Raw genomic sequence first — 25,826 nt, 5'->3', positions numbered from 1 at the left:
AGGAGTACGGACGCTGTCAGCGGCCGGGGGCAGGCAAGCAGTGAGGGATTGATCGTGGCGCAAGGCAAGGCAAGCAGGCAAGGGGTCCCCGGCCAGCCGCAAAGAGCCGGATCGTCATACAAGGCCACTTCGTCGAAACGGGCCGGCGCGCCGAAGAAACCCAGTGCGCCGCCAAAACCTGCCAACGCAACGAAGCGGCTGCGGCTCGGGCTGAGCATCATGCTGGCACTGCTGCTGGTGGTGGGCGGAAAGCTCTTCCTGGTTCAGGGCCTGGACGTAGGCGGCATGGCTGAAGCGGCCCTCACTAACCGCCTGCGGCCAACCGTGCTGCCTGCCGAACGCGGCAGCATCGTCGACGCCAACGGCACTGTCCTCGCCAACAGCGTGATCCGCTACAACATCACCGTGGATCAGGCTGTCAACACCAAAACGGAATCCTTCAAACGGCTTGAAACGGTGAACGGCGAAGAAGAGCTCGTGACGGTTTCCCGTGACCAGGGCATTTCCGAGCTCGCCGCCGTCCTGGGGATGAGAGTGCAGGATGTGCGCGACTCTCTGACCGGGACCAAGACGTACTACATCGTGGCCAAGGACCTAAAACCGGACGTTGAAGACCGGGTGTCCAAGCTGCGGATCCCGGGAGTTTTCTCCGAGGGAACCAGCAAGCGCGTTTACCCGAACGGCTCGGTGGCCGGCGGGATCGTGGGCTTCCTGGAGAACGGGGACAAGGGCCTGGCCGGGCTGGAGCAGACTCAGGATGCCACGCTTCGGGGGACTGACGGAAAGCGGGTTTTCGAAATTGGCGCCGACGGCCTCCGCATTCCTGTGGGCGTGGACGAGCTGACTCCGGCCCAGGACGGCAAGGACGTCAAGCTCACCCTCAACTCCGACCTGCAGTACTTTGCACAGCAGGCCATTCAGAGCCAGACGGACAAGCTGAGCGCCGAATGGGGCACCATCATCGTTTCTGATGCCAAGACCGGTGACATCCTCGCCATGGCCGACACCAACGCCCCGGATCCCAACGATCCAGGCAAGGTCGCGGCAAAGGACCGCGGGGTCCGCGCCGTCACTGCCGCGTACGAGCCCGGTTCGGTCCAAAAAATGATCACGGCTGCTGCGGTCATCGAAGAAGGCAAGGCAAAACCGCTCGACACGTTCGTCATTCCGCCGTCCTACGTGGTTGATGGGCAGCAGTTTGACGACTCCTTCAACCACGGCACGGAGAAGCGCACCCTTGCCGGAATCCTCGGCTGGTCCATGAATACCGGAACCGTCATGGCCGGCGAGCGGCTGACGAAGCAACAGCGTTACGACTGGCTGCGGAAGTTCGGGATCGGCGAGGCCCCGGCGATCGGCTTGCCCGCAGAGGCGAAGGGAATCCTGACGCCGCCGGACCAGTGGGATGGACGCCAGCAGTACACCGTGCTCTTCGGTCAGGGCGTGTCGCAGTCGACGCTCCAGACTGTCCGTGCCTATCAGGCCATCGCGAACGACGGAGTGATGCTCCAGCCGAGGCTCATTGACAGCTATATCGCCCCCGACGGAACGGAAGAGAAAGTGCCGGCAAAACCTGCCCGGAAGGTGGTCTCCGAGGCGACCGCCAAGCAGGTACGGGACATCCTCGAAAGCGCCGTCACCGAGGGCCAGATCAAGGAAGCGGCGATCGACGGTTACCGTGTCGGCGCCAAGACTGGAACCTCACAGTCGCCCTGCGATGACGGCACTGCGGGCTTCTGCGGCTTCACCGCCTCGATGGTGGGAATGGCGCCGATGGACGATCCGCGGTTTATTGTTGAGGTGGTCCTGCAGCGGCCCAAAGGTTCCATTTACGGCATCACGAACGGTCCCATATTCCGTTCCGTCATGAGCCAGGCATTGCGGACGTACAACGTTTCGCCGTCCAAAGGCCAACCGGTCAGGCTGCCGCAGTTCGCCAAGTAGTAAACCCGCTTTCAAGACCGCGGTACGCCTGAACGCTTCGTTCTGCCGTGTCCGTTGGTCCACTAGTACCAACGGAGATTTCCTTGTCAGAACACTATGCTCCCGGCACTGCCGACGCCCAGCAAGGGCAGGCCGCCCGCAGTGCGTTCCGGCCCGCCAACGTCGCTGCAGTTGAGCTGGGAGCCATTGGCCGGGAAATTGGCATCAGCGTCCCCGGGACCTCGGCAGGCGTTCCGGTAACCGGGATCTCCCTTAACTCCCGGACGGTGGAGGACGGGGACCTTTATGTTGCCCTTCCGGGGTCTGTGCGCCATGGGGCGGACTTCGCGGCCGCAGCAATTGAATCCGGAGCGGCCGCCGTACTGACGGACGACGCCGGGGCCAGGATCCTTGCCCTGGCACCGGATGTACCGGTGCCGGTGCTGGTCGTGGACGAGCCGCGTGCCGTCGTCGGGCGTCTTTCTGCGCTGATTTACCGGAGCCAGGCAGCGGACGGGACCGCCCTGGCGCTCTTTGGCGTCACTGGCACCAACGGCAAAACCACCACCACGTATTTCGTCAACTCGTTACTCCAGGCCCTCGGCAAAAAGACGGGCCTTATCGGGACCATCGAGATCGTGGCCGGCGGTGAGCCCATTCCGAGCCTTCTGACGACTCCCGAGTCCACCGATGTCCATGCCCTGCTCGCGCTGATGCGGGAACGCGGCCTCGACGCGGCGTCCATGGAGGTGTCCTCGCACGCCGTCTCGTTCCGCCGGGTAGACGGCGTGGTGTTCGACGTGGTCGGATTCACCAACCTCACCCAGGACCACTTGGATCTCCATGGCACCATGGAGGACTACTTTCGCACGAAGGCGAAGCTCTTCACCACGGAGCGCGCCCGCGCCGCCGTCGTGACGGTCGACGACGAATGGGGCCGCCGCCTCGCGGCTGAAGCAGAACTTCCTGTCACCACGCTTGCGACGCTGCCGGTTGGATCGGCTCCGCCCTCCGCCGAGGCGGCATCTTCCGGCGCAGCAGACTGGACTGTCACGAACACCCGGCCCCGCGGCCTCGGCACTGAATTCACGCTGTGCGGCAGGACAGGCGAGGAGCTCCGTGTGCACACCGGCCTTCCCGGAAGCTTCAACGTTTCCAATGCCGCCCTGGCCCTTGCCATGGTCCTCGCCGGCGGGGCCAAGCCCGCTGACGTGCAGGCAGCCCTTGATGCCAGTGACCCCTTTACAGTCGCAGTCCCGGGCAGGATGCAGCTTGTCTCCACCGAGCCCGCGGCAGTGGTCGACTTTGCACATAACCCTGATGCCTTGTCCAGGGCGTTGGAGGCGGTCCGTTCAGCTGACCCCTCCTCCAAGGTCATTGTTGTCTTCGGTGCCACAGGTCAGCGTGACCAAGGGAAACGGCCCGCGATGGGAGCCATCGCCGCCCGCCTGTCCGACGTAGTGATCGTCAGCGACGACGATCCGCACGATGAGGACGCCGCCGCCATCCGCGCCGACGTGCTCGTGGGCGCAACAGACGCCAAGGAAGCTGAGCGGCTCGATTGCCGCATCCTGGAAGTTTTCCCCCGCGACGAGGCCATCCGGAGGGCCGTGGAACTGGCTGCGCCCAACGACACCATCCTTGTTGCCGGCAGGGGGCATGAAGTGTGGCAGGAGGTCAAGGGCGTGAACCTTGCCCTTGATGACAGGGTGGAACTCCGGAACGCCTTGGTGGCCCGGGGATTCACTGTTCTTGAAGATGACCGGATAGAGTCCTAGACCGACATGATTGCATTTACTGCGGCGGAAATCGCCGACATTACCAGCGGCCGACTCCTCGCCGATCCCCAGCTCACCCCGGCTTCAGTGGTCACAGACTCCAGGGAGGCCATCAATGGCTCCCTCTACGTCGCCAAGCCGGGCGAAAACGCTGACGGGCACGACTTTGTGGACGCCGCGTTCAGCCGCGGCGCCATCCTGGCCCTCACCGAGCGCGAGGTTGCCGACGCCAACGGCACGGGCTACCCCGCCGTCGTGGTGGAGGACGCTGTACTGGCCATGGGAGCGCTGGCGGCCGAAGCCGTCCGGCGGATCAGGGAGCGGCGGCAGATGGCGGGCGAACCGTTCACGGTCATCGGAATCACCGGTTCTGCGGGCAAAACCACCACCAAGGACCTCTTGGCCGGCATCCTTTCAAAAGAAGCGGACACTGTTGCGCCGCAGGGCTCCTACAACGGTGAGGTCGGCGTTCCGCTGACGGTCTTTCAGGCAGGCTTTGACACCCGGTACCTCGTCATCGAGATGGGCGCCACCGGGATTGGCCACATCCGGTACCTGTGCACCATGGTCCGCCCGGAAATCGGCGTGGTCCTGGGCGTGGGCACGGCGCACGCAGGAGAGTTCGGGGGAGTGGAAAACATCGCCATCGCCAAGGGCGAGCTGGTGGAAGCGCTCCCGGCGGACGGCACGGCTGTCCTGAACCTGGATGATCCCCGGGTGGCCGCCATGGCCGCTCGCACCAAGGCCGCCGTCCTCGGTTTTTCTTTTCGGAACGCCGCGGCTGAGGGTCCCGTTGTCCGCGCACTGCACATGGAAACGAACGTGGCGGGGCACCCGCAATTCGACCTGGCGCTGCCGGGGGGAGAGCCCATCGGTGTTGCAAGCAAGCTCATCGGGGAACACCACGTCGCCAACCTGCTCGCCGCCGCTGCCGCAGCGCACGCCGCCGGCATCCCGGGGGAGCGCATCGCAGGCTCCCTGAGCTCCCAGACCCCTGCCAGCCGCTGGCGGATGGAACGCACCGAACGTCCCGACGGCGTGACCATCATCAATGATGCCTACAACGCCAACCCTGAATCGATGCGGGCAGCATTGCGCACGCTGGCCGACCTCGGCCGCGGCCGCCGTACCTGGGCTGTGCTCGGAGCCATGCTCGAGCTGGGCGATGAGTCCATTGGGGAACACACCGCAGTTGGCACCCAGGTGGTGCGCCTTAACATCTCGCGCCTGCTCGTGGTGGGACGGGAAGCGCGCCCGCTCTACGTCTCCGCCATCCAGGAAGGATCATGGGGCGAGGAATGCATTTTCGCCGAGACGGCGGATGAGGCCTTCGAAATCCTGGAAGCCCAGCTGGAACCTGGCGACCTGGTGCTGTTCAAGTCCTCCAACAGCGTGGGACTGCGCCATTTGGGCGATCGGATAGCATTACCCCCGAAAACCCCCGCAACCGCCAATGAAGGGAGCGAGCTGCTGTGATTGCACTGCTGATCGGCGCTGGCCTGGCCCTGCTGATGGCATTGGTGGGCACACCGCTGTTCATCCGTCTGCTGGTCCGCAAGAGCTACGGCCAGTTCATCCGTGATGACGGGCCGACGTCCCACCACACAAAGCGCGGCACCCCGACCATGGGCGGAACGGTGGTGGTCACTGCCGTACTCCTGAGCTACGGCCTGACCCACCTCATCATGTGGATGATGAACCCGCTGTCCGCCGGCCCGTCAGTGTCCGCGCTGCTCCTGCTCTTCCTGATGGTGGGCATGGGGTTGGTGGGTTTCCTGGATGACTTCATCAAGATCTCCCGGCAGCGCAGCCTCGGCCTGAACGCCAAGGCCAAGCTGATCCTGCAGGGCGCCGTGGGCATCATTTTCGCCGTCCTGGCCCTCTACTTCCCGGACTCCGACGGCCTGACGCCCGCGTCCACCAAGATCTCCCTGGTGCGCGACATTCCCTGGCTGGACCTTGCCTTCGGCGGCACCGTGCTCGGAGCGATCCTGTTCGTCCTCTGGTCAAACCTGATCGTGACTGCAGCCACCAACGGCGTCAACCTGACTGACGGGCTCGACGGGCTGGCGGCTGGTGCCTCCGTGATGGTCTTCGGCGCATATACCCTGATGGGCATATGGCAGAGCAACCAGGCCTGCGGATCACCCCGCCAGGCCGGCGGGGGCTGTTATTCCGTGCGGGACCCGCTCGACCTTGCGCTCCTCGCTGCCATCATGAGCGCGGCGCTGGTGGGCTTCCTCTGGTGGAACACTTCACCGGCCAAAATCTTCATGGGCGACACCGGATCCCTTGCCATCGGCGGCGCCATCGCCGGATTTGCTATCCTCTCCCGCACCGAACTGCTGCTCGCCTTCATTGGCGGCCTGTTCGTGCTCATCACGCTGTCCGTGATCATCCAAGTGGGCTACTTCAAGGTCACCAAGGGCAAACGCTTCTTCAAAATGGCTCCGCTCCAGCACCATTTCGAGCTCAAGGGGTGGGCCGAAGTCACTGTCGTCGTCCGGTTCTGGATCCTGGGCGGCCTGTTTGTCGCCGCGGGCCTGGGCATTTTCTACGCGGAATGGGTGGTCCTGCTGTGAGCGGCATCGTCACCGGGGCAGCCCGGCTCAAAGATTTGGTCACCTGGGACTCCAACTGGTCGGGACTCCGTGTGTTGGTCACCGGTATCGGTGTTTCGGGTTTCGCCGCCGCCGACACCCTCATCGAACTGGGTGCCCGGGTGGTGGTGGTGGACGCAGCCACGACGGAGACAGCCCGCGCCAAGGCGGACACCCTGAAGATTGTCGGGGCTGCCGACGTCCTGCTCGGTGAGGACGCTGTGAAGTCCTTGCCCAAGATTGATGGCCTGAAACCGGAACTGATCGTGACCTCACCCGGCTGGCGGCCGGACCAAGCTTTGCTTGCAGCCGCCGCACGGGCCCACATCCCGGTCTGGGGCGACGTCGAGCTGGCCTGGCGTGTCCGCATCCGGGAAGGGCGCAAGACGGCGGACTGGCTGACCATCACCGGCACCAATGGAAAGACCACGACGGTGGGCCTGACCGAGTCGATGCTGAAGGCAGCGGGCCTGAAGGCGATCGCCGTGGGGAACGTGGGAACCCCGATCCTCGACGCCCTCCGGGACCCCGTCGATTACGACGTGTTCGCGGTGGAGCTCTCCAGCTTCCAGCTGCATTGGTCCGAGTCCGTCTCCGCCGTCGCAAGCGTGGTCCTCAACGTCGCTGAGGACCACGTTGACTGGCACGGTTCCTACGACTCCTATTTGGCGGACAAAGCCAGGATCTACGAAAACACGCAGAAGGCCTGCCTCTACAACGCCGAGCAGATCGAAATTGAGCGGATGGTGGAGGATGCCGACGTCGTGGAAGGTTGCCGGGCCATCGGGTTCACCACCGTCACGCCCGCGATCAGCATGCTCGGCGTCGTCGAGGGCCTTCTGGTTGACAGGGCCTTCATTGCCGAGCGCAAGGACAGTGCGGCGGAGCTTGCCTCGATCTCCGACCTGGGTCCGGTGGCTCCCCGGCATATGGTGGCCAACGCGCTGGCCGCGGCCGGACTGGTACGGGCCTATGGGATCAGCCCCGAGCACGTTCGCAAGGGGCTGCGGGACTACATCCCCGGAAGCCACCGCATCCAGCCGGTTGCCAAGCAGAACGGCGTGCTGTGGATCAACGACTCCAAGGCCACCAACCCGCATGCCGCGGCGGCCTCGCTGTCCGCGTTCGATCCTGTTGTCTGGATCGCCGGCGGCCTGTCCAAGGGAGTCAGCTACGACGAGATCGTCAGCCAGCACGCCAGCCGCCTCAAGGCTGTAGTGCTCATTGGCAAGGACCCGTCATCCCTCGAAGAGGCACTGAGGCGACACGCTCCGGATGTACCGGTCATCCGGACCGGCACGGGCGACACTGAAAACGTGCAGTCCGCCGGAACCGGCCAGGACGGCGCGCTGTCCTCCCCGGAGTCCGGTGAAGCCGTCATGGCACGGGCCGTCGCGTCAGCGGCGCAGCTTGCCACCTCGGGTGACACAGTGCTCATGGCGCCGGCGGCTGCCTCCATGGATCAGTTCTCTTCCTACGCTCACCGTGGCGACGCCTTCATCGAAGCAGTCCGCGAGCTCGTGGAAGGGCAGGCTCAGACCGGCAAGGAGTAGGAATGGTCAGCACGCCCACACGGCCTGTGAAGCGGCCGACGGGAAGCACCGTGGTGCAGCGGCCACTTCCTGGGAAGCTGTTGCGCGGATACCGCCGCTTTTGGTCGGCTCTTGAAGGGGACGGGAAGTCCCGTAACGGTTCCACGTACTACCTGATTCTGGGCACGACACTTGCGCTGACGGCCATCGGGATCATGATGGTATTGTCCGCCTCGAGCGTGGAGGCCATCGCCGCCGGGGAGTCCCCCTACTCGGCTGCGCTCAAGCAGGGGCTGTTCGCGGGGATCGGCATCTTCTTGATGTTCATGCTGTCGCGGATCAATGTGGTGTGGCTTAAGCGCCTGGCTTGGCTGGGCATTTTAGTTTCCTACGGCCTGCTCGGCCTGGTGCTGCTGATAGGCACCAGTGTGAACGGCAACAAGAACTGGATCGAAGTCGGAGGGTTCTTCACCCTGCAGCCATCCGAAGCCGCCAAGCTCGCGCTGGCACTGTGGATGGCCACGGTCCTTGCCAAGAAGGCCAGGCTGATCCACCGCTGGCAGCATGCTGTGGTTCCTGTGGTACCGGTGGCCATGGGCGTCATCGTGCTCGTCCTCGCCGGCAACGACCTCGGTACCGGCATGATCATCATGATGATCATGGCTGCTGCGCTGTTCTTCGCAGGCGTCCGCCTCTACCTCTTTGGCTTTGCTGCCATCGCAGCGGTCATCGGCACCGCGTTCATGGCCTTGACCAGCTCCAACCGCATGTGCCGCATCACCTCGTGGTGGACGGGCCAAAGCTGCGGCGACGGTACGGATGCCAACTACCAGTCCACCAACGGCCTGTACGGGCTCGCTTCGGGTGGCTGGTTCGGCGTCGGGCTCGGCCAGAGCCGGCAAAAGTACAGCTGGATTCCAGAAGCCCACAACGACTTTATTTTCGCCATCATCGGTGAGGAGTTCGGACTGCTGGGGACCGTCGTCGTCCTCATACTGTTCGCCATCCTCGGCGCCGCGATCTACCGCGTGGTTGTAGCGCAGGAGGATCTCTTCCACCGCGTCCTCGCCGGCACCATCATGGTGTGGCTGCTGGGCCAGGCAACGGTCAACATGGCGGTGGTTACCGGGCTCGTCCCGGTAATCGGCGTTCCGCTGCCCTTCATCTCCTATGGCGGATCGGCCCTGCTCATGTCGCTTTGCGCAATCGGCGTAGTGTTGTCTCTGGCCCGGGAACAGATGGCTCCCAGCCTCCGGCCCCGGAAACTGCTGCCGCCGCTGCGAAAGCGCGGCCGCAAGACACCCAGTACGAAAGCGTAAACGTCACCTGATGAAATCCGACACCTTGTCCGTGGTCCTTGCCGGCGGCGGAACGGCGGGCCATATCAACCCCCTCCTCGCCATCGCCTCGGCAATCCGCGAAGCCCGTCCCGACGCCCGGCTGCTGGCAGTCGGAACGCCCTCAGGCATGGAAACGAGGCTGGTTCCCGCGGCTGGACTTGAACTTGCCACGATTGACCGTGTCCCATTCCCGCGCCGGCCCTCCGCCGACCTGCTGCGGCTTCCAGCCCGTTTGGCAGGCGCCGTCAAGCAGGCCGGACGGATCCTGGATGAGGCCCAAGCCGATGTCGTGGTCGGCGTGGGCGGCTACGTCTGCACGCCGATGTATCTGGCGGCCTGGCGCCGCAAAATTCCGATCGTCATCCACGAGGCAAACGCCCGCCCGGGGCTCGCCAACAGGGTAGGCGCACTCTTCAGCAAACACGTCGCCGTCGCCTTCGCCGGGACGCCATTGCGCCACGCACGCCATGTGGGCATGCCCATGCGGCGCGAGATCTCGGCCATGGTCCGGGAAACCGCCCGAAACGAAGCCCTGAATGCGCTCGGGCTGCAGCCCGACAAACCGGTGCTTATCGTCACCGGCGGCTCGTCCGGGGCGCAGAGCATTAACCGGACGGTGGCGGCTTCCCTTGAGGCGCTGGCGGAAGCCGGGGTTCAGACGCTCCATATCACCGGCCGGGGCAAGGCGCTGGAGGACAGCGACGGCAACGTCCTGCAGGCGGAGGGCTACCGCCAGCTCGAGTACGTCGACGGCATGGAATCGGTGTACGCCGCGGCTGACCTCTTGCTCGCACGGGCCGGAGCGGCCACGGTGAGCGAGGTAGCCGCCGTCGGCGTTCCCGCGGTGTTCGTGCCGCTGCCCATCGGCAACGGGGAGCAGGCGCTCAACGCCGAAGGGCTGGTGCAGGCGGGCGGTGCCCTGCTTGTGGCTGACCGGGAGTTCACTCCCGAGTGGGTACGCCGGCAGCTCATTCCGTTGCTGACGGACCGGCCCCGGCTTGAGACCATGGCAGCAAACTCCGAAAACCTTGGCATCAGGGATGCCGACCGGCTGATGGCCGGTCTCGTACTGGAAGCGGTATCCGCATGACCGGCAACGGCGTACGTCAGCAGGAAGCGCTTGGGCGCGTACATTTCATCGGCATCGGCGGTGTGGGCATGTCCGCCGTGGCCAGGATCATGGTGGCCCGGGGTGTGCCGGTGAGCGGTTCCGACGCCAAGGACCTGCCCGTCATGGCGGACCTCGCAGCCGCCGGCGCCAGGATTGCCGTCGGCTATGCGGCGGAAAATCTCGGCGGGGCGCAGACCGTCGTGGCGGGATCCGCCATCCGGGAGGACAACCCGGAGCTCGCCGCCGCCAGGGCAGCAGGGCTGCCCGTGCTGCACCGGTCCGAGGCGCTGGCCGCCACCATGGGCGATGACCTCGTAGTCACAGTCGCAGGCACCCACGGGAAGTCCACCACGACGTCGATGATTGCAGTGCTGCTGCAGGGCGCCGGCCTGGACCCTTCCTTCGCGATCGGCGCCAACGTTCCGGCCCTTGGCGTCAACGCGGCAAGCGGCACGTCGCAGGTGTTCGTGGCCGAGGCCGACGAGTCGGACGGCTCGTTCCTGAACTACCGTCCGAAGATCGCTGTCGTAACGAACGTCGAGCCAGACCACCTGGACCACTACGGCACGGCCGAGGCCGTGTATGCCTCGTTCGACAGCTTCACGGCCCTGCTGCCGGCGGACGGGGTGCTCGTTGCCTGCGCGGACGACGCCGGCGCGCTGGCTCTGGCGCGCCGGACCGCCGAGCGGGGCAACACCCGGGTGGTGCTGTACGGCACGTCCGAGGACGCTGACATCCGGCTGTCCGACGGCGGCCCCGGCAATGTCTCCATCACGACGGCGGCCGGCAGCTTTCCGCTGTCACTGCAGGTCCCGGGCCGGCACAATGCGCTCAACGCCGCTGCCGCGATGGCGGTGGCCTTGGAGCTGGGCGTGGCACCGGACGCGGCAGCGGCGGCGCTGGCAGGATTCTCCGGCGCCTCAAGGCGCTTTGAATTCAGGGGCGAGGGCAGGGGTGTGCGCGTGTACGACGACTACGCCCACCACCCCACTGAGGTGCGCGCCGCCCTGGCCGCAGCACGCTCGGTCGCCGGCAGCCACAAAGTCCATGTCCTGTTCCAGCCCCATCTCTTTTCCCGGACCCGTGAATTTGCCAAGGACTTCGCTGAAGCCCTGAACACGGCCGACACCGCCTTGGTGCTGGACATTTATCCGGCCAGGGAAGACCCGATCCCCGGCGTCACCAGCGCCCTGATCGCGGAGCATCTCGGTGCGGGCGGCCACCTGACAGATGGTGGCGCAACCGCAGTGGCAGCTGTGGCCGCAGCCGCGGAGCCCGGAGATGTGGTGCTGACCGCCGGGGCCGGCGACGTCACAGCGTATGGGCCGCTCATCGTGGAGTCGCTTGCCGTGGAGTCACGCAGTGGCTAGCACACGGCGGCCAACCTATCGGCCCACCGGAACCGGCACCGGCACCGGAACCCGGGGCAAGTCGGGGGATCGGGATGCTGCAGGATCACAGGCGACGGAGTCCGGGGCCTCAGACTCCCGACGCGCCTCGCAGCCGGGAGTGATCTCCGCCTCCAAGAGCGCTTACGTGGAGCCTGCGGGACTGCAGCCCGAAGGGGAGAAGGCAGCCGCGCAAAAGGCCGTGAGGCAGAAAGCAGCCGGGCAGAAAGCAGCCGGGCAGAAAGCCGGTCTTTGGAAGGCCGGCAGGCGGAAAGCCGCTCAGCAGAAGGCTGATGACCAGGGGACCGCAGCCGCGGGTGCAGCACGTGAGAATGTTCTCGCCTTTCCCGAGCCCAAGGGCAGGCGGATCAGGCGGAATGCCATCATCGCCGCATGTCTAGTGGCGGCGCTGGTGGCCGGTGTGCTGGTGGCGGCCGTGTATTCGCCCCTGCTCGCCGTCAGGGCGGTGACGGTGAACGGCACCAAACTGCTCAAGCCCGCGCAGGTCCAGGCTGCCCTCAAACCGCTTGAGGGAAAACCCCTGCCCCAGATCAGCGACGGGGAGGTTGACGGACTGCTTAGGCAGCTCGTGCAGATCAAGTCAGTGACAACGCAGGCACACCCGCCCTCCACCCTTGTGGTGCAGGTCCAGGAACGCATTCCGGTGGCGCTCGTGAAGCGCGGGGCGCAGTACATTCTGGTGGACGTGGACGGCGTGCGGCTGAGCTCCACGGACAACCCCGCCAAGGTGAAGCTGCCGGTCATTGACGGGGGCGCCGGTGCCATCGGCAAGGATTTGTTTCAGGCTACTGCCGCCGTCCTCGGTGCCTTGCCGGCCAGCGTCCTGGCTAAACTTTCCAACGCCTCCGCAAGGTCAGTTGACGCGGTGGAACTGAAACTCGTTGACGGCCGGACCGTCGTGTGGGGCAATGCGGGGGAGAAGGAACTGAAGGCGCGGGTACTTGAGGCACTTCTGAAGGTTCCGGCTGATCCTGCCAATCCGGTCAAGGTCTACGACGTCAGCGTTCCCCGGCACCCGGTGACTCGATGACGGACTGACACGCCGTATTTCGCGGGGATTAGCACGACACGCTGCGGCGGTTATTGAATGTACGAAGCATAGGAAATAGCGTCACAGACATGAGTTACTTGACATAACTATAACCTTCAACTCGAAGGTTAAGGTTCGGAAGTTCAAGCTCGACTCCATCAGTTTTCGCAACAGGACACGAACAAGGGACACGTAACGTGGCAGCTCCGCAGAATTACTTGGCCGTCATCAAGGTCGTCGGCATCGGCGGCGGTGGCGTGAACGCAGTCAACCGCATGATCGACGTGGGTCTCCGCGGTGTCGAATTCATCGCGATCAACACCGATGCCCAGGCGCTGCTGATGAGCGATGCCGACGTCAAGCTTGATGTCGGACGCGAACTGACGCGAGGGCTTGGCGCAGGTGCCAACCCCGACGTCGGCCGGCAGGCTGCCGAGGACCACGCTGACGAGATCGAGGAAGTGCTGCGCGGTGCGGACATGGTCTTCGTGACGGCTGGCGAGGGCGGTGGCACGGGCACCGGCGGTGCTCCCGTCGTTGCCCGCATTGCTCGGTCCCTTGGCGCCCTGACCATTGGTGTCGTGACCCGCCCCTTCACTTTCGAGGGACGCCGCCGCGCCGGTTCCGCCGAGGCCGGCATCGATGCGCTGCGCGATGAGGTCGACACGCTGATCGTCATTCCCAACGACCGTCTGCTGTCGATCAGCGACCGCAACGTCTCCGTGCTGGATGCTTTCCGCTCGGCTGACCAGGTCCTGCTGTCCGGTGTCCAGGGCATCACCGACCTCATCACCACCCCGGGCTTGATCAACCTTGACTTCGCCGACGTCAAGTCGGTCATGCAGGGCGCCGGTTCGGCGCTCATGGGCATCGGCTCCGCCCGCGGCGAGGACAGGGCTGTCAAAGCCGCCGAACTCGCCATCGCATCGCCGCTGCTTGAGGCTTCCATTGACGGTGCCCACGGTGTGCTGCTCTCGATCCAGGGCGGTTCTGACCTCGGCCTCTTCGAGATCAACGAGGCCGCCCGCCTCGTCCAGGAAGTGGCGCACCCCGAAGCCAACATCATCTTCGGAGCCGTGATCGACGACGCCCTCGGCGACGAGGCACGCGTCACCGTCATCGCAGCCGGCTTTGACGATGTTAAGGCCACCTCGCCGTCCATGGATCAGTCCCAGCCGCAGGCCGCCCCGCAGCGTCCCGCCGTTCCGGCTGCTGCGCCGACCCAGGCACCCTCCGGAAACCCGCAGGTCCACGTCCAGCCGGTGCACGCCGGAGTCGGCGCCGCCACCAACCTGGGCAGCTGGGGCCAGCACCGCTCGTCCGCAGTCCCCGCAGACTCCGGATTCGACGTCGATCTCCCGTCCGTTGTTGAGCCCGATCTCTCCGGCGGCCGCCAGGATGACCTGGACGTCCCGGACTTCCTGAAGTAGGAAGCCTTCCTGTTTGTCAGCAGGCGGCCGGTCCTGAGGTCCGGCTGCTCGTGGCCTGCATTTTCCTGAGCGTGTCCCCGGGCCCAAAGCCTTACTGATTGTCGGTGTTTTTGATTGTTGTTGGTGTTCTGATTGTTTCTGTGGCGCTCCGAAGTTCTTCCGGGTGTGTCGGTGGCGTTCACCGACACCGCGGCAGGCAACCTTGCGTTGCACGTAGGCGATGATGGGCCGTCCGTTCTGCAACGGCGCGACGAACTGAACAGAACCACGGGTCTTGCTCCCCGCGGCTTCCGCTACATGAACCAGGTGCATGGAAACCACGTTGCCCTCGTTGGTGCTGCGGCGGAGACGCCCACAGCTGATGCCATGGTGTCCCGCTCGGAACCGCTGGCTGTCATGGTGGCTGACTGCATTCCCCTTGTTCTTGTCGGTCAGTCAGACTCCGCTCCGCTGTTTGGAGTGGTTCATGCTGGCCGCCCGGGGCTGGCTGCCGGGATCATTCCTGCTGCTATCGAGCAGTTGCGGGCTGCGGGCGCTGAGAACATCCGTGCCTGGCTGGGTCCGTCCATCTGCGGCGGCTGTTATGAAGTGCCGGCCGGCCTCCGGGACGGCGTTGCTGCCCTCGTGCCGTCTGCCTGGGCCACCACAACGTGGGGAACACCGGCGCTCGACCTTCCGGCAGGCGCGGCAAGCCAACTTGAAGCCGAAGGCGTGACCATCGAATATCGGGGACCATGCACCCTTGAAACCGAATCCCTCTACTCCTATCGCAGGGACCGGCAGTCCGGGCGGTTCGCGGGGCTGGTGTGGGCCCATGGCTGAGACCCCTGAAACAGACCCCAGGACAGCAAGGCTGAGGCAGCGCCTCGAGGCGGTGAACCTGCGGATCGCCGAGGCCACCGCTGCTGCTGGCCGCGGCGACAATGCGCCGCGGCTCATCGTTGTCACCAAGTTCCACCCAGCAGACGACATCCGCAGGCTCGCCGCGCTCGGAGTGTCGGACTTTGGCGAAAACCGTGACCAGGAGGCATCCGAAAAGGCCGACGCGCTCAGCGGACTGGATGTCAGGTGGCATTTCGTTGGGCAGCTGCAAAGCAAGAAATCCAAAAACGTGGTCCGTTACGCCCACGCTGTTCACTCCGTTGACCGTCCCCAGCTCGTGGAAGCGCTGGGCCGGGCCATGGCAGCGGAGCGGGAGAAGTCCGGCCGTGACCCTCTGGAGTGCTTCATCCAAGTAAGCCTGGAAAACGACGCCGGGACGCACCGGGGTGGAGCCGCACCTGTCGACGTGCCGCTGCTGGCCGACCAGGTGGAAGCTGCCGGGGGCCTGCAGTTGGCCGGGGTCATGGCCGTTGCTCCGCTGGGTGCCGAGCCGGACCGGGCGTTTGCGCAGCTGGCCGAGATTTCCGCACGGCTCCGGATGGACCACCCTGCCGCGGACGGCATTTCAGCGGGCATGAGCCAGGATCTGGAATCAGCCATAAGCCACGGTGCGACACACCTGAGAATCGGGTCCGATATTCTCGGTTCGCGCCCGGCCGTGCGATAGCGTCTGAGTATTGGAAGTGAATGGCGGGGATTTCCGATGCTGTCAGACGTTTGGTCGGCCCGCTTACGGACACGATTAGGAGTCGACCATGGCTGGCGCTCTGCGCAAGACAATGATCTATCTTGGGCTCGCCGATGGCGAAGAGCACTACGAGTCTGAGCTTTCCACCCAGCAAAAGGACGAGGACCACATGGAGCCTGACCGCGAAGAACGCCGTGCCCCGGCACCCGTCCGCGACGTCGTCCGTGAAGTGCCTGCCCCCGCCGAAGAGGAATACCGCGCACCCGTGACACCCATCAAACGTGCGGCTTCCAGCCGCGAGGAAAGCACAGGACTCCGGCAGATCACCACGATCCACCCGCGCTCCTACAACGACGCCAAGCTTATTGGCGAAAGCTTCCGGGACGGCATTCCTGTCATCATGAACGTCACCGACATGGGTGAAGCGGACGCCAAGCGCCTTGTCGACTTCTCGGCGGGACTGGTTTTCGGTCTCCGCGGAAGCATCGAGCGTGTCACCAACAAGGTGTTCCTGCTGTCGCCGTCGTACGTTGAAGTCATCGGCGATGACAAGAAAGCCAGCGACACGACCGCGAGCTTCTTCAACCAAAGCTAGGGAAGATTCTCCGGATGCCAGGCAGGACTCCTGCCTGGCATCCGTGCTGACATAGTATTTGTGCTGAAGCAGTCGTTCAGCAACAGGCAGACCGACAGGGGTGCCACCGCATCCGGAATGAACATGGAGATTTTGATCAGCTCATGGGACTAGTATTCGGGCTCATCTATATCGTCCTGCTGTTCATCTTTGTGGCACTCATCGTGCGGCTGGTCTTCGACTGGGTCCAGATGTTTGCACGCGAATGGCGTCCCCGCGGGGCCGCGCTCGTCGCGGCCCACGCGGTGTACTCCGTTACGGATCCGCCACTGAGAGTGCTCCGCAGGGTTATCCCGCCGCTGCGGCTCGGCGGTGTATCGCTTGATCTGGGCTTCCTGGTGTTGTTCATCGCCCTCAGCATCGCAATGGCGGTCACCAGATCCTTCGCATAGCTTCACGGCCGCGTCCGTTCCCGGAAGGAACGGGTGAGCGTGCTGTGAAATCTCCGGTTTGACACTACGTGTTGAATTAGAGGAACCAGACCATATTTAGGTACCGTAGTTTTGAACGGCCGGAAGGCCTACTGACTAACTAGACCAACGAGGTGACCAGATGGCTTTGACGCCAGAAGACGTTGTCAACAAGCGCTTTCAGCCGACCAAGTTCCGCGAAGGCTACGACCAGGACGAAGTTGATGACTTCCTGGACGAAATCGTCGTTGAACTGCGCCGCCTGAACCAGGAAAACGACGAACTTCGCAAGAAGCTCGCTGAGGTTTCCGGCGGCAACCCCGCTGCCTCCGCAGCAGTGGCACCTGTCGTTGAGAAGGTTTCGGCTCCGGCGAAGGCCGACAAGGACGAAGCACGCGCGAAGGCCGAAGCCGACGCAAAGGCCGCAGAGCTTGCCAAGAAGAAGGCTGCCGAGCAGGCTGTGCCCGTGGCAGCACCGGCCCCCGCTGCCGGAGGCAATGTCTCCGAGTCCGCTGCCGGCCTGCTTGCCATGGCCCAGCAGATGCACGACCGTCACGTCGCTGACGGCCAGGAACAGCGCGACAAGATCATCGCTGAGGCACAGATCGAAGCCAGCAGCCTCGTCAACGATGCACAGGAGAAGTCCCGCAAGATCCTCGGCGCACTTGAGCAGCAGCGTTCTGTTCTCGAGCGCAAGGTGGAGCAGCTCCGCGGCTTCGAGCGCGACTACCGCGCACGCCTGAAGGCTTACATCGAGGGCCAGCTCCGCGATCTTGACGCCCGTGGCTCCGTCGCCGCCCCCGAGGTCGGCGAAAGCAACGCTACCGTTTAGCACGTATTCTGAAAGCCGGTGGCTGAGGATTCCTCGGCCGCCGGCTTTTTGTGATTAACCTCGGTTCCCGAACGAAAGCACTATGACAGACGAAATTGCCGCTGATGCAGCCCACCCAGCCTCTCCGCGCCCACGGCCCCGCCGGGCAGTCCTGCTCTCCCTGTTCACCGGCCTGGCTGCGTTCGCGTACATTTTCGACCAGCTCACCAAGCTGTGGGTCACAAGCACCATGGTCGAAGGCGAACGCATCCCGGTCCTGCCGCCGCTCCTGCACTGGTACTTCATCCGGAACTCCGGCGCCGCCTTTTCCATTGGCGAGAACGTGACGTGGATCTTCACCATCATCATGGTGGCCGTCTCAGTGGCTATTCTGTTCCAGCTGCGCCGGCTCGGCTCGGCATGGTGGGCCGTGGCTCTGGGACTTCTGTTCGGCGGTGCCACCGGGAATCTGACCGACCGGCTGTTCCGCGAACCATCCTTCGCCATGGGACACGTGGTGGACTTTATCCAGCTGCCTAACTTCGCGATCTTCAACATAGCCGACTCGGCCGTGGTGTCCTCGGTGGTTATCATCTGCCTGCTGACGCTGCGTGGGATCGGACTCGACGGCTCCCGCCACTCGTCGGCCAAGCAGGACGGGGGCAAGGATGTCTGAGCGGCTGGTAGTGCCTGAAGAGCTCCACGGAACCCGTGCGGATGCAGGGCTGGCCAAACTGATGGGCGTGTCCCGTTCTTTGGCTGCGGACCTCATCGCCGAAGGCAATGTTGTCAGCGGCGGAAAACTCCTGGGGAAGTCTGCCAGGCTCGCGTCTGGCACTGTGCTCCACGTGACAGTCCCGGAGCGGCGGGACCCCTTGGAAGTTGTGGAGGAAGAAGTGGAAGGCCTGAAAATCCTGCTGGACGACGACGACTTCGTGGTCGTGGACAAGCCAGTGGGTGTGGCCGCGCACCCTTCGCCCGGCTGGGTGGGCCCGACGGTCGTCGGGGGACTGGCCGGCGCCGGCTACCGCATCTCGACATCCGGCGCCTCTGAACGCGCCGGCATTGTCCACCGTCTCGACGTCGGCACGTCCGGTGTTATGGTGGTCGCCAAGTCAGAAGATGCGTACACAGCGCTGAAACGGGCCTTCAAGGACCGCAGCGTCGACAAGGTCTACCACGCTGTTGTCCAGGGGCTGCCGGACCCCTTGCAGGGGACCATCGATGCCCCCATCGGCCGCCATCCCGGCCACGACTGGCGCTTTGCGGTCATCGAGGAGGGGCGGCCGTCCGTTACGCATTACGAAGTCCTCGAGGCTTACGGCAAGGCGACCCTGGTGGAGGTGCACCTGGAGACTGGCAGGACCCACCAGATCCGGGTCCATTTCGCAGCGCTGCGGCACCCCTGCGCCGGCGACCTCACCTACGGCGCCGACCCCCGCCTTGCCGCCACCCTCGGACTAACGCGGCAGTGGCTCCACGCCCGGCAGCTTGGCTTCGATCACCCCAGGACAGGCGAACGGGTGACTGTGACCAGCGAATACCCGGAAGATCTCGCCTATGCGCTGCGGGTTCTGGAGTCGGGTAACGCCTGAGGACGGTGTGGCTGCCAGGGTAGGCATGCCCAGGGCTGGCCTGCCCAGGGCGGGTGGCCGCGCTGAACGTCTGGCCCCGGCACTAGAATGGTCCGGTGACTTCCAGCAATGACTCGTTCGTACATCTCCACACCCACACCGAGTACTCCATGCTGGACGGTGCAGCCCGGCTCGGCGAACTGTTCGACGAAACCGAGCGGCTGGGCATGCCAGCCCTCGCCACGACAGACCACGGTTATCTGTTTGGGGCCTTTGATTTCTGGAAGAAGGCCACGGACAAGGGCATCAAGCCGATCATCGGCGTCGAAGCCTATGTGACACCGGGGACGGCGCGCGGGGACAAGGAACGCGTGCGGTGGGGTGATGAATCCCAGCGTAAGGACGACGTTTCCGGCGGTGGCTCCTACACCCACATGACGCTCCTGAGCTACAACAACGTGGGGATGCGGAACCTGTTCCGGGCCTCGTCGATCGCATCTCTGGATTCTGTCTTCGGCAAATGGCCAAGGCTGGACCGGGAGCTGCTGAACACGTATTCCGAGGGACTGATAGCCACTACCGGCTGCCCGTCCGGGGAGGTCCAGACCCGGCTCCGGCTTGGCCAGTACCGCGAGGCGCTGGAGGCGGCCGCGGAGTTCCGCGACATCTTCGGTGCGGACAACTACTTTTGCGAACTCATGGACCACGGCCTGGACATCGAGCGGAGGGTCACGGGAGACCTGCTGCGGCTCGCCAAAGACCTGAACCTGCCGCTTGTGGCCACCAACGACCTCCACTACACGCATGAGCATGACGCGAAGGCGCACGAGGCCCTGCTGGCCATCCAATCCGGCTCCACGCTGCTGGAACCCACCTATGACAACGGCGGCTCGCGCTTCGCCTTCTCCGGCAGCGGCTACTACCTGAAGTCTCCCCGGGAAATGCGTGAGCTCTTCCGGGACCACCCGGAAGCCTGTGACAACACCCTGCTCATCGCCGAGCGCTGCGAGGTGTCCTTCAACACGGACGCCAACTACATGCCCCGCTTCCCCTGCCCGCCCGGAGAAGACGAGACATCCTGGTTGGTTAAGGAAGTGGACAAGGGGCTGCAGTACCGCTATCCCGGGGGCATCCCGGACGAGGTCCGCAAGCAGGCCGACTACGAGCTGGAGGTCATCACCTCCATGGGCTTCCCGGGTTACTTCCTCGTGGTTGCCGACTTCATCAACTGGGCGAAGAACAACGGCATCCGCGTCGGACCGGGCCGCGGTTCCGGCGCGGGCTCCATGGTTGCTTACGCCATGCGCATCACCGACCTCGACCCGCTGAGGCACGGCCTGATCTTCGAGCGCTTCCTCAACCCGGACCGCGTCTCGATGCCCGACTTCGACGTGGACTTCGATGACCGGCGCCGATCGGAAGTGATCGACTACGTCACCCGCAAGTATGGCGACGAACGCGTGGCCATGATCGTCACGTACGGCACCATCAAGACCAAGCAGGCGCTCAAGGACTCCTCGCGCGTCCTGGGGTATCCCTTCAGCATGGGCGAGCAGCTGACCAAGGCCCTGCCGCCCGCCGTCATGGCCAAGGACATCCCGCTTGCTGATATCCAGAACCCTGAGGCCAAGCGTTACAGCGAAGCCGGTGACTTCCGGCAGCTCATCGCAACCGACCCAGAAGCCGCGAAGGTGTTCGAGACGGCACTGGGCATAGAGGGCCTGAAGCGCCAGTGGGGCGTCCATGCCGCCGGCGTCATTATGTCCTCGGACCCGATCATTGACGTCATCCCCATCATGCGCCGTTTCCAGGACGGCCAGGTCATCACCCAGTTCGACTACCCGACGTCCGAGGGCCTTGGCCTGATCAAGATGGACTTCCTGGGACTGCGGAACCTGACGATCATTTCCGATGCCCTCGAGAACATCAAGATGAACCGCGGAATCGACCTCGACCTCGAAAACCTTGAGCTCGACGATGCCGCTTCCTACGAGCTCCTGGCGCGCGGCGACACCCTCGGGGTGTTTCAGCTCGACGGCGGCCCGATGCGGTCCCTGCTCAAACTGATGAAACCTGACAACTTCGAGGATATTTCCGCTGTCCTGGCGCTCTACCGCCCGGGTCCGATGGGCGCCAACGCCCACACGGATTATGCCCTGCGCAAGAACGGGATTCAGAAAGTTATCCCGATCCACCCCGAACTCGAAGAACCGCTGTCGGAGATCCTGGGCGGCACCTACGGCCTGATCGTCTACCAGGAACAGGTTATGGCCGTCGCGCAGAAGCTTGCCGGGTACTCCCTGGGCCAGGCCGACATCCTGCGCCGGGCCATGGGTAAAAAGAAGAAGTCTGAACTGGATAAGCAGTTTGCCGGCTTTTCACAGGGCATGCAGGACAACGGCTACTCGATGGAAGCCGTGAAGACCCTGTGGGACATCCTGCTGCCGTTTTCCGACTACGCGTTCAACAAGGCGCACTCGGCCGCGTATGGAGTGATCTCCTACTGGACGGCGTACCTCAAGGCCCACTACGCACCCGAGTACATGGCCGCACTGCTGACCTCCGTCGGTGACGACAAGGACAAGTCTGCGATCTACCTGAACGAATGCCGGCGGATGGGCATTACTGTGCTGCCGCCGGACGTTAACGAATCGGCGCTGAACTTCACTCCGGTGGGCAATGACATCCGCTTCGGCATGGGGGCGATCCGCAACGTCGGCGTCAACGTGGTGGAAGCCATGGTTTCCGCCCGGGAAAAGGACGGCGCATACACCTCCTTCAAGGACTACCTCATGAAGGTGCCCGCCGTCGTGTGCAACAAGCGCACCATTGAATCCCTGATCAAGGCCGGCGCCTTCGACTCCTTGGGGCACCACCGGCGCGCCCTGGCCATGGTCCATGAAGAGGCAATCGATTCCGTCATCACCCTCAAGCGCAATGAGGCCATCGGACAGTTCGACCTCTTCGCCGGCTTCGAGGATACCGAGTCGGAGGCGTCCCTGAGCATCGAGATACCTGACCTTCCCGAGTGGGAGAAGAAGGACAAGCTGTCGTTCGAGCGTGACATGCTTGGGCTGTATGTCTCGGACCACCCGCTGCAGGGCCTTGAAGGGTTGCTGAGCCAGCACGCCGACCAGTCCATCACCTCGATCATCGCCGAGGATGGACCCCAGGACGGGGCGATCGTGACGATTTCCGGGATGATCACCTCGCTCAGCAGGCGTATCGCCAAGGCCAGCGGCAATGCCTATGCCAGGGCCGAGATCGAAGACCTCGGCGGTTCTATGGAAGTGATGTTCTTCGGGCAGGTGTACGGCCCCATAGCGTCCGTCCTCGCCGAAGACCTCATCGTGGTAGTCAAGGGCCGCCTGCAGCGGCGTGATGACGGCGCCGTCACCCTGAACTGCATGGAACTTTCCGTCCCGGACCTTAGTGAGGGCGCCAATGGACCCATCGTGATCACGATGCCGACTCACAAGGCCACCGAGGCAGTGGTCATGGAGCTGGGCGACGTACTGCGCAACCACCGCGGAAACTCAGAGGTGCGCATCAACCTCATGGGCGACACCCGAGTGGAGGTTATGGCCCTGCCCGTGCACCTGCGGGTCAACCCCAACCCCTCGCTCTTCGGCGACCTGAAGGTGCTGCTGGGGCCTGCCTGCCTGGACTTCTAGGCACGCCCAACCCTTCTAATGGCGCGCCCCTTGCAAGGGCGCGCCACCCTCCCGGTGAAAGAAACCCGCCTGCCTGTCCGCAGAGGACCGCTGTGCCGTGGACGAGGAACTCGCCCCGGCACCGGCCCTCTCGCCGGGATGGGCGCCCGCACCCTCGTCGCCGTGGCCAAAGCCGCCGCCTACCGCCGTGACGCGCGCTCGACATCGTTTCGTGGCACGACGGAGGGGCCCGGTCTGCTACTTTGCTTTGTCCAACAGGTTTTCCTGTCCGGCTACGTTGCTTTCCAGCTAGATTTCGTAGTCCAGGGGTACGGGCTGGCCGTACGTGCCGGAGTGGTACAGCAGGGGAGTGCCGTCCGGTCCTACCTGGCCCTCCACCACTTCCACCACGACCACCGCGTTGTTTTCAAAGGACAGGCGCATCTGGATCTTCCCGATCAACCAGCCGGCAACATCCTTGAGGATCGGAACGTCATGCGGGCCAAGTGCCCAGTGGTCTCCGGCGAAGCGCTCTTTCGTACGCGCGAAGCGGTCGGCCAGTTCCTGGTTCTCCAGACCCAGCATGTGGACGCCAATGTAGGTGGTGTTTGCCACTGCAGGCCAGGAGCTCGAACTGCGTGCCATGTTGAAAGTAAAGCGGGGTGGCTTGGCAGAGAGTGAAGCCACGGACGTGGCGGTGAAGCCGTACGGGACGCCGTTGTAGTTCACTGTGATAATTGCAACGCCTGCCGCATGGCGGCGGAACATCTCCTTGAACGTGCCTTCGAAGGCAGCGTCATCCGCGGTCACTGTAATCGATCTCCCTGCTGAACTGGTGGTTTCGTTGTCCTACTACAAGAGTATTGGCCGATGGGGGGTTCCGTTGATTCTTCGTCCCCAAGGCCATCCGGCTCAACAGCGGCAAACATTTGTTAGCGTTTCTTCATGACGCAGCCCGCACACGCATCTCCCTCCGGATCACCTGAAGGGGCCGACAGTACCCTGCAGCGGCCTTCGTCCCGTCGGGCTGCCGGCAGTTCCGGGCAGCAGCAACGTGCTTCGCGTGGCTGGCTGTGGGCAGCCGGCATTGCCGGATCCGGGGTGCCGATAGGTGTCCTGTGGTGGGTGCTTGCCCCCGGCGGCCTGAATCTCCTGTCGGGCAACGCAGCCTTCGCGTCCGGGACCAACTCCCAAGTGTGGCTGCCGCGGGATTTGGTCCTGGCGGGATTTTTTGTGGTCGCGGGCTGTCTCGTGGCGGTCCTGCTGGCGGGCCGAAAGGACGCAGGATCGGCCCGGATGTTACTGCTGTCCGTGGCCGCCGGGGCCGTTGCAGCGGTGCTTGCCTGGCAGGTCGGCCTCCTGGCCGGCCGCTGGTTCGGCGACCCGCTGGACACCTCAGCCAACGCAAGCGTCGCCTTCTCGCTGCGGTCTTATTCAGTTTTGCTGCTGTGGCCTGCGGCAGTTGCGGGCGGCTTTTTTGCAATCACCCTGCTTGAAGTGCTGCACCGGCCCCGGGACCGGGACCCGGGCAGCAGCGGCCGTGTGTGACAGCGAGGCTCGTCCCGGTCCCCGGGCGCGTAAAATGAACCGGTGACTAATTCTCCGGAGAGCCCTGCACGCCCGACTTCCCCCACCGTCGACTTTCGCACCGTGGATCTTCGCGGCCGGCGGCTGAGTCTCGCGGAACTCCGTGAAGCCGTGCCGCGGGCCCGGCATGAGACAGTCGCCGATGCTGAGCAGAAGGTCGAAGCCATCATCACTGACGTCCGCGAGCGTGGCTATGAAGCATTGACAGAGCTTGCCCGCCGTTTCGACGGGGTGGAGCAGGCGCACCCGCGTGTGTCCGCCGAGGCGCTGCGCTCGGCGCTGAACGGCCTGGACCCGGCCGTCCGTTCAGCCCTGGAGGAGAGCATCAGCCGTGCCCGCCGCTTCGCCGACAGCCAGCGCCCCGCGGATGTCGACGTCGCACTGGACGAGGGCGCCGTCGTGAGCCAGAAGTGGGTGCCTGTTGCGCGTGTGGGTCTCTACGTTCCGGGCGGCCTGGCCGTCTACCCGTCGTCGGTCATCATGAACGTTGTCCCCGCGCTGGCAGCGGGGGTGGAATCCATCGCGCTGGCGTCCCCGCCGCAGAAGGACTTTGGCGGCCTGCCGCATCCTACTATCCTGGCGGCCGCGGCGCTGCTCGGCATTGACGAGGTTTATGCGATCGGCGGGGCGCAGGCCATTGCCGCGTTCGCGTACGGCCTGCCGGGCTCCGACGGGGCGGCCGCTCTGGAACCCGTCGACGTCGTGACGGGGCCGGGCAACATTTTCGTGGCCACCGCCAAGCGCCTTGTTAAAGGGGTTGTGGGAATCGACTCGGAGGCAGGCACCACTGAGATCGCCATTCTGGCCGATGCCGCGGCCCGGCCCGCCTTCGTTGCCGCCGACCTGATCAGTCAGGCCGAGCACGACCCGAAGGCAGCCTCCGTGCTGATCACCGATTCCGAGCAGCTCGCCGCTGAGGTGAGGGAGGAGCTTGACCGTCAGGCGCTGGCGACGAAGCACAGTGCGAGGGTGCGCGAAGCGCTCTCCGGCCCGCAATCCGGCGTCGTGCTGGTGGATGACCTTGACCAGGGCATAGCCGCCTGCGATGCGTATGCTGCCGAACATCTTGAAATCATGACGGCGGACGCGCCTGCTGTGGCGGCCCGCATCAGGAACGCCGGGGCCATTTTCGTTGGGGACTACAGCCCCGTCAGCCTGGGGGACTACTGTGCGGGTTCCAACCACGTGCTGCCCACCAGCGGAACGGCGGCGTTTTCCTCCGGCCTGAACGTGACCACGTTCCTGCGCGCCATCCAGGTCATCAACTACACGGACTCGGCGCTCCAGCGGGTCAGCAGCCACATCGTCAGCCTGTCCGGGGCGGAAGACCTGCCGGCACACGGCGATGCCGTGACGGCCCGCTTCAGAACCGGCCGGTAAACACTAGATGTAGTAATTACAGGCTTGTTATTCAGCTACATCTAGTCGTAGACT

The 25,826-nt window shown here is 64.5% G+C and carries 21 protein-coding genes and 1 pseudogene; 21 read left to right on the top strand and 1 reads right to left on the bottom strand.

Annotation, left to right across the window (positions count from 1 at the left end):
- The first annotated feature begins 219 nt into the window (after nucleotides 1-219).
- From M1E01_RS12250 to M1E01_RS12160, 19 genes and pseudogenes are all read left to right on the top strand, one after another.
- Nucleotides 220-1,944 (top strand): peptidoglycan D,D-transpeptidase FtsI family protein, encoded by a 1,725-nt coding sequence (locus M1E01_RS12250; RefSeq protein ID WP_457971864.1) that lies wholly within the window; start codon nucleotides 220-222, stop codon nucleotides 1,942-1,944.
- Nucleotides 1,945-2,027: 83 nt separating this feature from the next.
- Nucleotides 2,028-3,701, top strand: coding sequence for a UDP-N-acetylmuramoyl-L-alanyl-D-glutamate--2,6-diaminopimelate ligase (locus M1E01_RS12245; protein ID WP_457971863.1), 1,674 nt, complete (start codon nucleotides 2,028-2,030; stop codon nucleotides 3,699-3,701).
- Nucleotides 3,702-3,707: 6 nt separating this feature from the next.
- Nucleotides 3,708-5,177, top strand: a complete 1,470-nt coding sequence (locus tag M1E01_RS12240; protein ID WP_457971862.1) for a UDP-N-acetylmuramoyl-tripeptide--D-alanyl-D-alanine ligase — start codon at nucleotides 3,708-3,710, stop codon at nucleotides 5,175-5,177.
- Nucleotides 5,174-6,283, top strand: a complete 1,110-nt coding sequence (gene mraY / locus M1E01_RS12235) for a phospho-N-acetylmuramoyl-pentapeptide-transferase (RefSeq protein WP_457971861.1) — start codon at nucleotides 5,174-5,176, stop codon at nucleotides 6,281-6,283. The genes M1E01_RS12240 and mraY overlap by 4 nt, the downstream gene beginning before the upstream one ends.
- Nucleotides 6,265-7,854: a UDP-N-acetylmuramoyl-L-alanine--D-glutamate ligase gene (gene murD, locus M1E01_RS12230; RefSeq protein WP_457971860.1), complete on the top strand. Its 1,590-nt coding sequence runs from the start codon at nucleotides 6,265-6,267 to the stop codon at nucleotides 7,852-7,854. Before mraY ends, murD begins: the two co-directional genes overlap by 19 nt.
- Nucleotides 7,855-7,856: 2 nt before the next feature.
- Nucleotides 7,857-9,152, top strand: a complete 1,296-nt coding sequence (gene ftsW / locus M1E01_RS12225; protein ID WP_457971859.1) for a putative lipid II flippase FtsW — start codon at nucleotides 7,857-7,859, stop codon at nucleotides 9,150-9,152.
- Nucleotides 9,153-9,162: 10 nt separating this feature from the next.
- Nucleotides 9,163-10,263, top strand: coding sequence for an undecaprenyldiphospho-muramoylpentapeptide beta-N-acetylglucosaminyltransferase (gene murG, locus M1E01_RS12220; protein WP_457971858.1), 1,101 nt, complete (start codon nucleotides 9,163-9,165; stop codon nucleotides 10,261-10,263).
- Nucleotides 10,260-11,654: a UDP-N-acetylmuramate--L-alanine ligase gene (murC, locus tag M1E01_RS12215; RefSeq protein WP_457971857.1), complete on the top strand. Its 1,395-nt coding sequence runs from the start codon at nucleotides 10,260-10,262 to the stop codon at nucleotides 11,652-11,654. Before murG ends, murC begins: the two co-directional genes overlap by 4 nt.
- Nucleotides 11,647-12,723 (top strand): FtsQ-type POTRA domain-containing protein, encoded by a 1,077-nt coding sequence (locus M1E01_RS12210; protein WP_457971856.1) that lies wholly within the window; start codon nucleotides 11,647-11,649, stop codon nucleotides 12,721-12,723. The genes murC and M1E01_RS12210 overlap by 8 nt, the downstream gene beginning before the upstream one ends.
- Before the next feature lie 197 nt (nucleotides 12,724-12,920).
- A complete protein-coding gene (gene ftsZ / locus M1E01_RS12205; protein WP_457971855.1) occupies nucleotides 12,921-14,153 on the top strand; it encodes a cell division protein FtsZ in 1,233 nt (410 codons plus the stop codon).
- Nucleotides 14,154-14,285: 132 nt separating this feature from the next.
- Nucleotides 14,286-14,975 carry a polyphenol oxidase family protein gene (locus M1E01_RS12200; RefSeq protein ID WP_457971854.1) on the top strand — a complete coding sequence of 230 codons (690 nt, stop codon included), beginning with the start codon at nucleotides 14,286-14,288 and terminating at the stop codon, nucleotides 14,973-14,975.
- The gene (locus M1E01_RS12195) at nucleotides 14,968-15,702 is read left to right on the top strand and encodes a YggS family pyridoxal phosphate-dependent enzyme (protein WP_457971853.1); all 735 of its coding nucleotides are present in this window, start codon (nucleotides 14,968-14,970) and stop codon (nucleotides 15,700-15,702) included. Before M1E01_RS12200 ends, M1E01_RS12195 begins: the two co-directional genes overlap by 8 nt.
- An 88-nt stretch (nucleotides 15,703-15,790) precedes the next feature.
- Complete coding sequence (locus M1E01_RS12190) at nucleotides 15,791-16,318, top strand: cell division protein SepF (RefSeq protein WP_457971852.1); 528 nt, start codon at nucleotides 15,791-15,793, stop codon at nucleotides 16,316-16,318.
- 143 nt (nucleotides 16,319-16,461) lie between these two features.
- Complete coding sequence (locus M1E01_RS12185; protein ID WP_457971851.1) at nucleotides 16,462-16,749, top strand: YggT family protein; 288 nt, start codon at nucleotides 16,462-16,464, stop codon at nucleotides 16,747-16,749.
- A 160-nt stretch (nucleotides 16,750-16,909) separates the two neighbouring features.
- The gene (locus M1E01_RS12180; RefSeq protein WP_457971850.1) at nucleotides 16,910-17,599 is read left to right on the top strand and encodes a DivIVA domain-containing protein; all 690 of its coding nucleotides are present in this window, start codon (nucleotides 16,910-16,912) and stop codon (nucleotides 17,597-17,599) included.
- 82 nt (nucleotides 17,600-17,681) lie between these two features.
- On the top strand, nucleotides 17,682-18,254 hold the full coding sequence (lspA, locus tag M1E01_RS12175; protein ID WP_457971849.1) for a signal peptidase II: 573 nt from the start codon (nucleotides 17,682-17,684) through the stop codon (nucleotides 18,252-18,254).
- Complete coding sequence (locus M1E01_RS12170; protein WP_457971848.1) at nucleotides 18,247-19,173, top strand: RluA family pseudouridine synthase; 927 nt, start codon at nucleotides 18,247-18,249, stop codon at nucleotides 19,171-19,173. Before lspA ends, M1E01_RS12170 begins: the two co-directional genes overlap by 8 nt.
- Nucleotides 19,174-19,268: 95 nt before the next feature.
- On the top strand, nucleotides 19,269-22,826 hold the full coding sequence (gene dnaE / locus M1E01_RS12165; protein WP_457971847.1) for a DNA polymerase III subunit alpha: 3,558 nt from the start codon (nucleotides 19,269-19,271) through the stop codon (nucleotides 22,824-22,826).
- Between the two features lie 39 nt (nucleotides 22,827-22,865).
- A pseudogene (locus M1E01_RS12160) lies at nucleotides 22,866-23,045 on the top strand (HNH endonuclease); the annotation flags it as partial.
- A gap of 69 nt (nucleotides 23,046-23,114) precedes the next feature.
- On the opposite strand, the gene M1E01_RS12155 reads toward M1E01_RS12160, so the two are convergent.
- Complete coding sequence (locus tag M1E01_RS12155) at nucleotides 23,115-23,573, bottom strand: flavin reductase family protein (protein ID WP_457974953.1); 459 nt, start codon at nucleotides 23,571-23,573, stop codon at nucleotides 23,115-23,117.
- A gap of 177 nt (nucleotides 23,574-23,750) precedes the next feature.
- Here M1E01_RS12155 and M1E01_RS12150 point away from each other — a divergent pair, with 177 nt between their 5' ends.
- Together M1E01_RS12150 and hisD are read left to right on the top strand one after the other, a co-directional pair.
- Nucleotides 23,751-24,353: a hypothetical protein gene (locus M1E01_RS12150; protein WP_457971846.1), complete on the top strand. Its 603-nt coding sequence runs from the start codon at nucleotides 23,751-23,753 to the stop codon at nucleotides 24,351-24,353.
- Nucleotides 24,354-24,395: 42 nt separating this feature from the next.
- On the top strand, nucleotides 24,396-25,772 hold the full coding sequence (hisD, locus tag M1E01_RS12145; RefSeq protein WP_457971845.1) for a histidinol dehydrogenase: 1,377 nt from the start codon (nucleotides 24,396-24,398) through the stop codon (nucleotides 25,770-25,772).
- Nucleotides 25,773-25,826: the final 54 nt, after the last annotated feature.

Source organism: Arthrobacter sp. D1-17, assembly GCF_054130535.1.
Note: the sequence above shows the minus strand (reverse complement) of the source record. Positions and strands in the feature narration are given on the sequence as shown.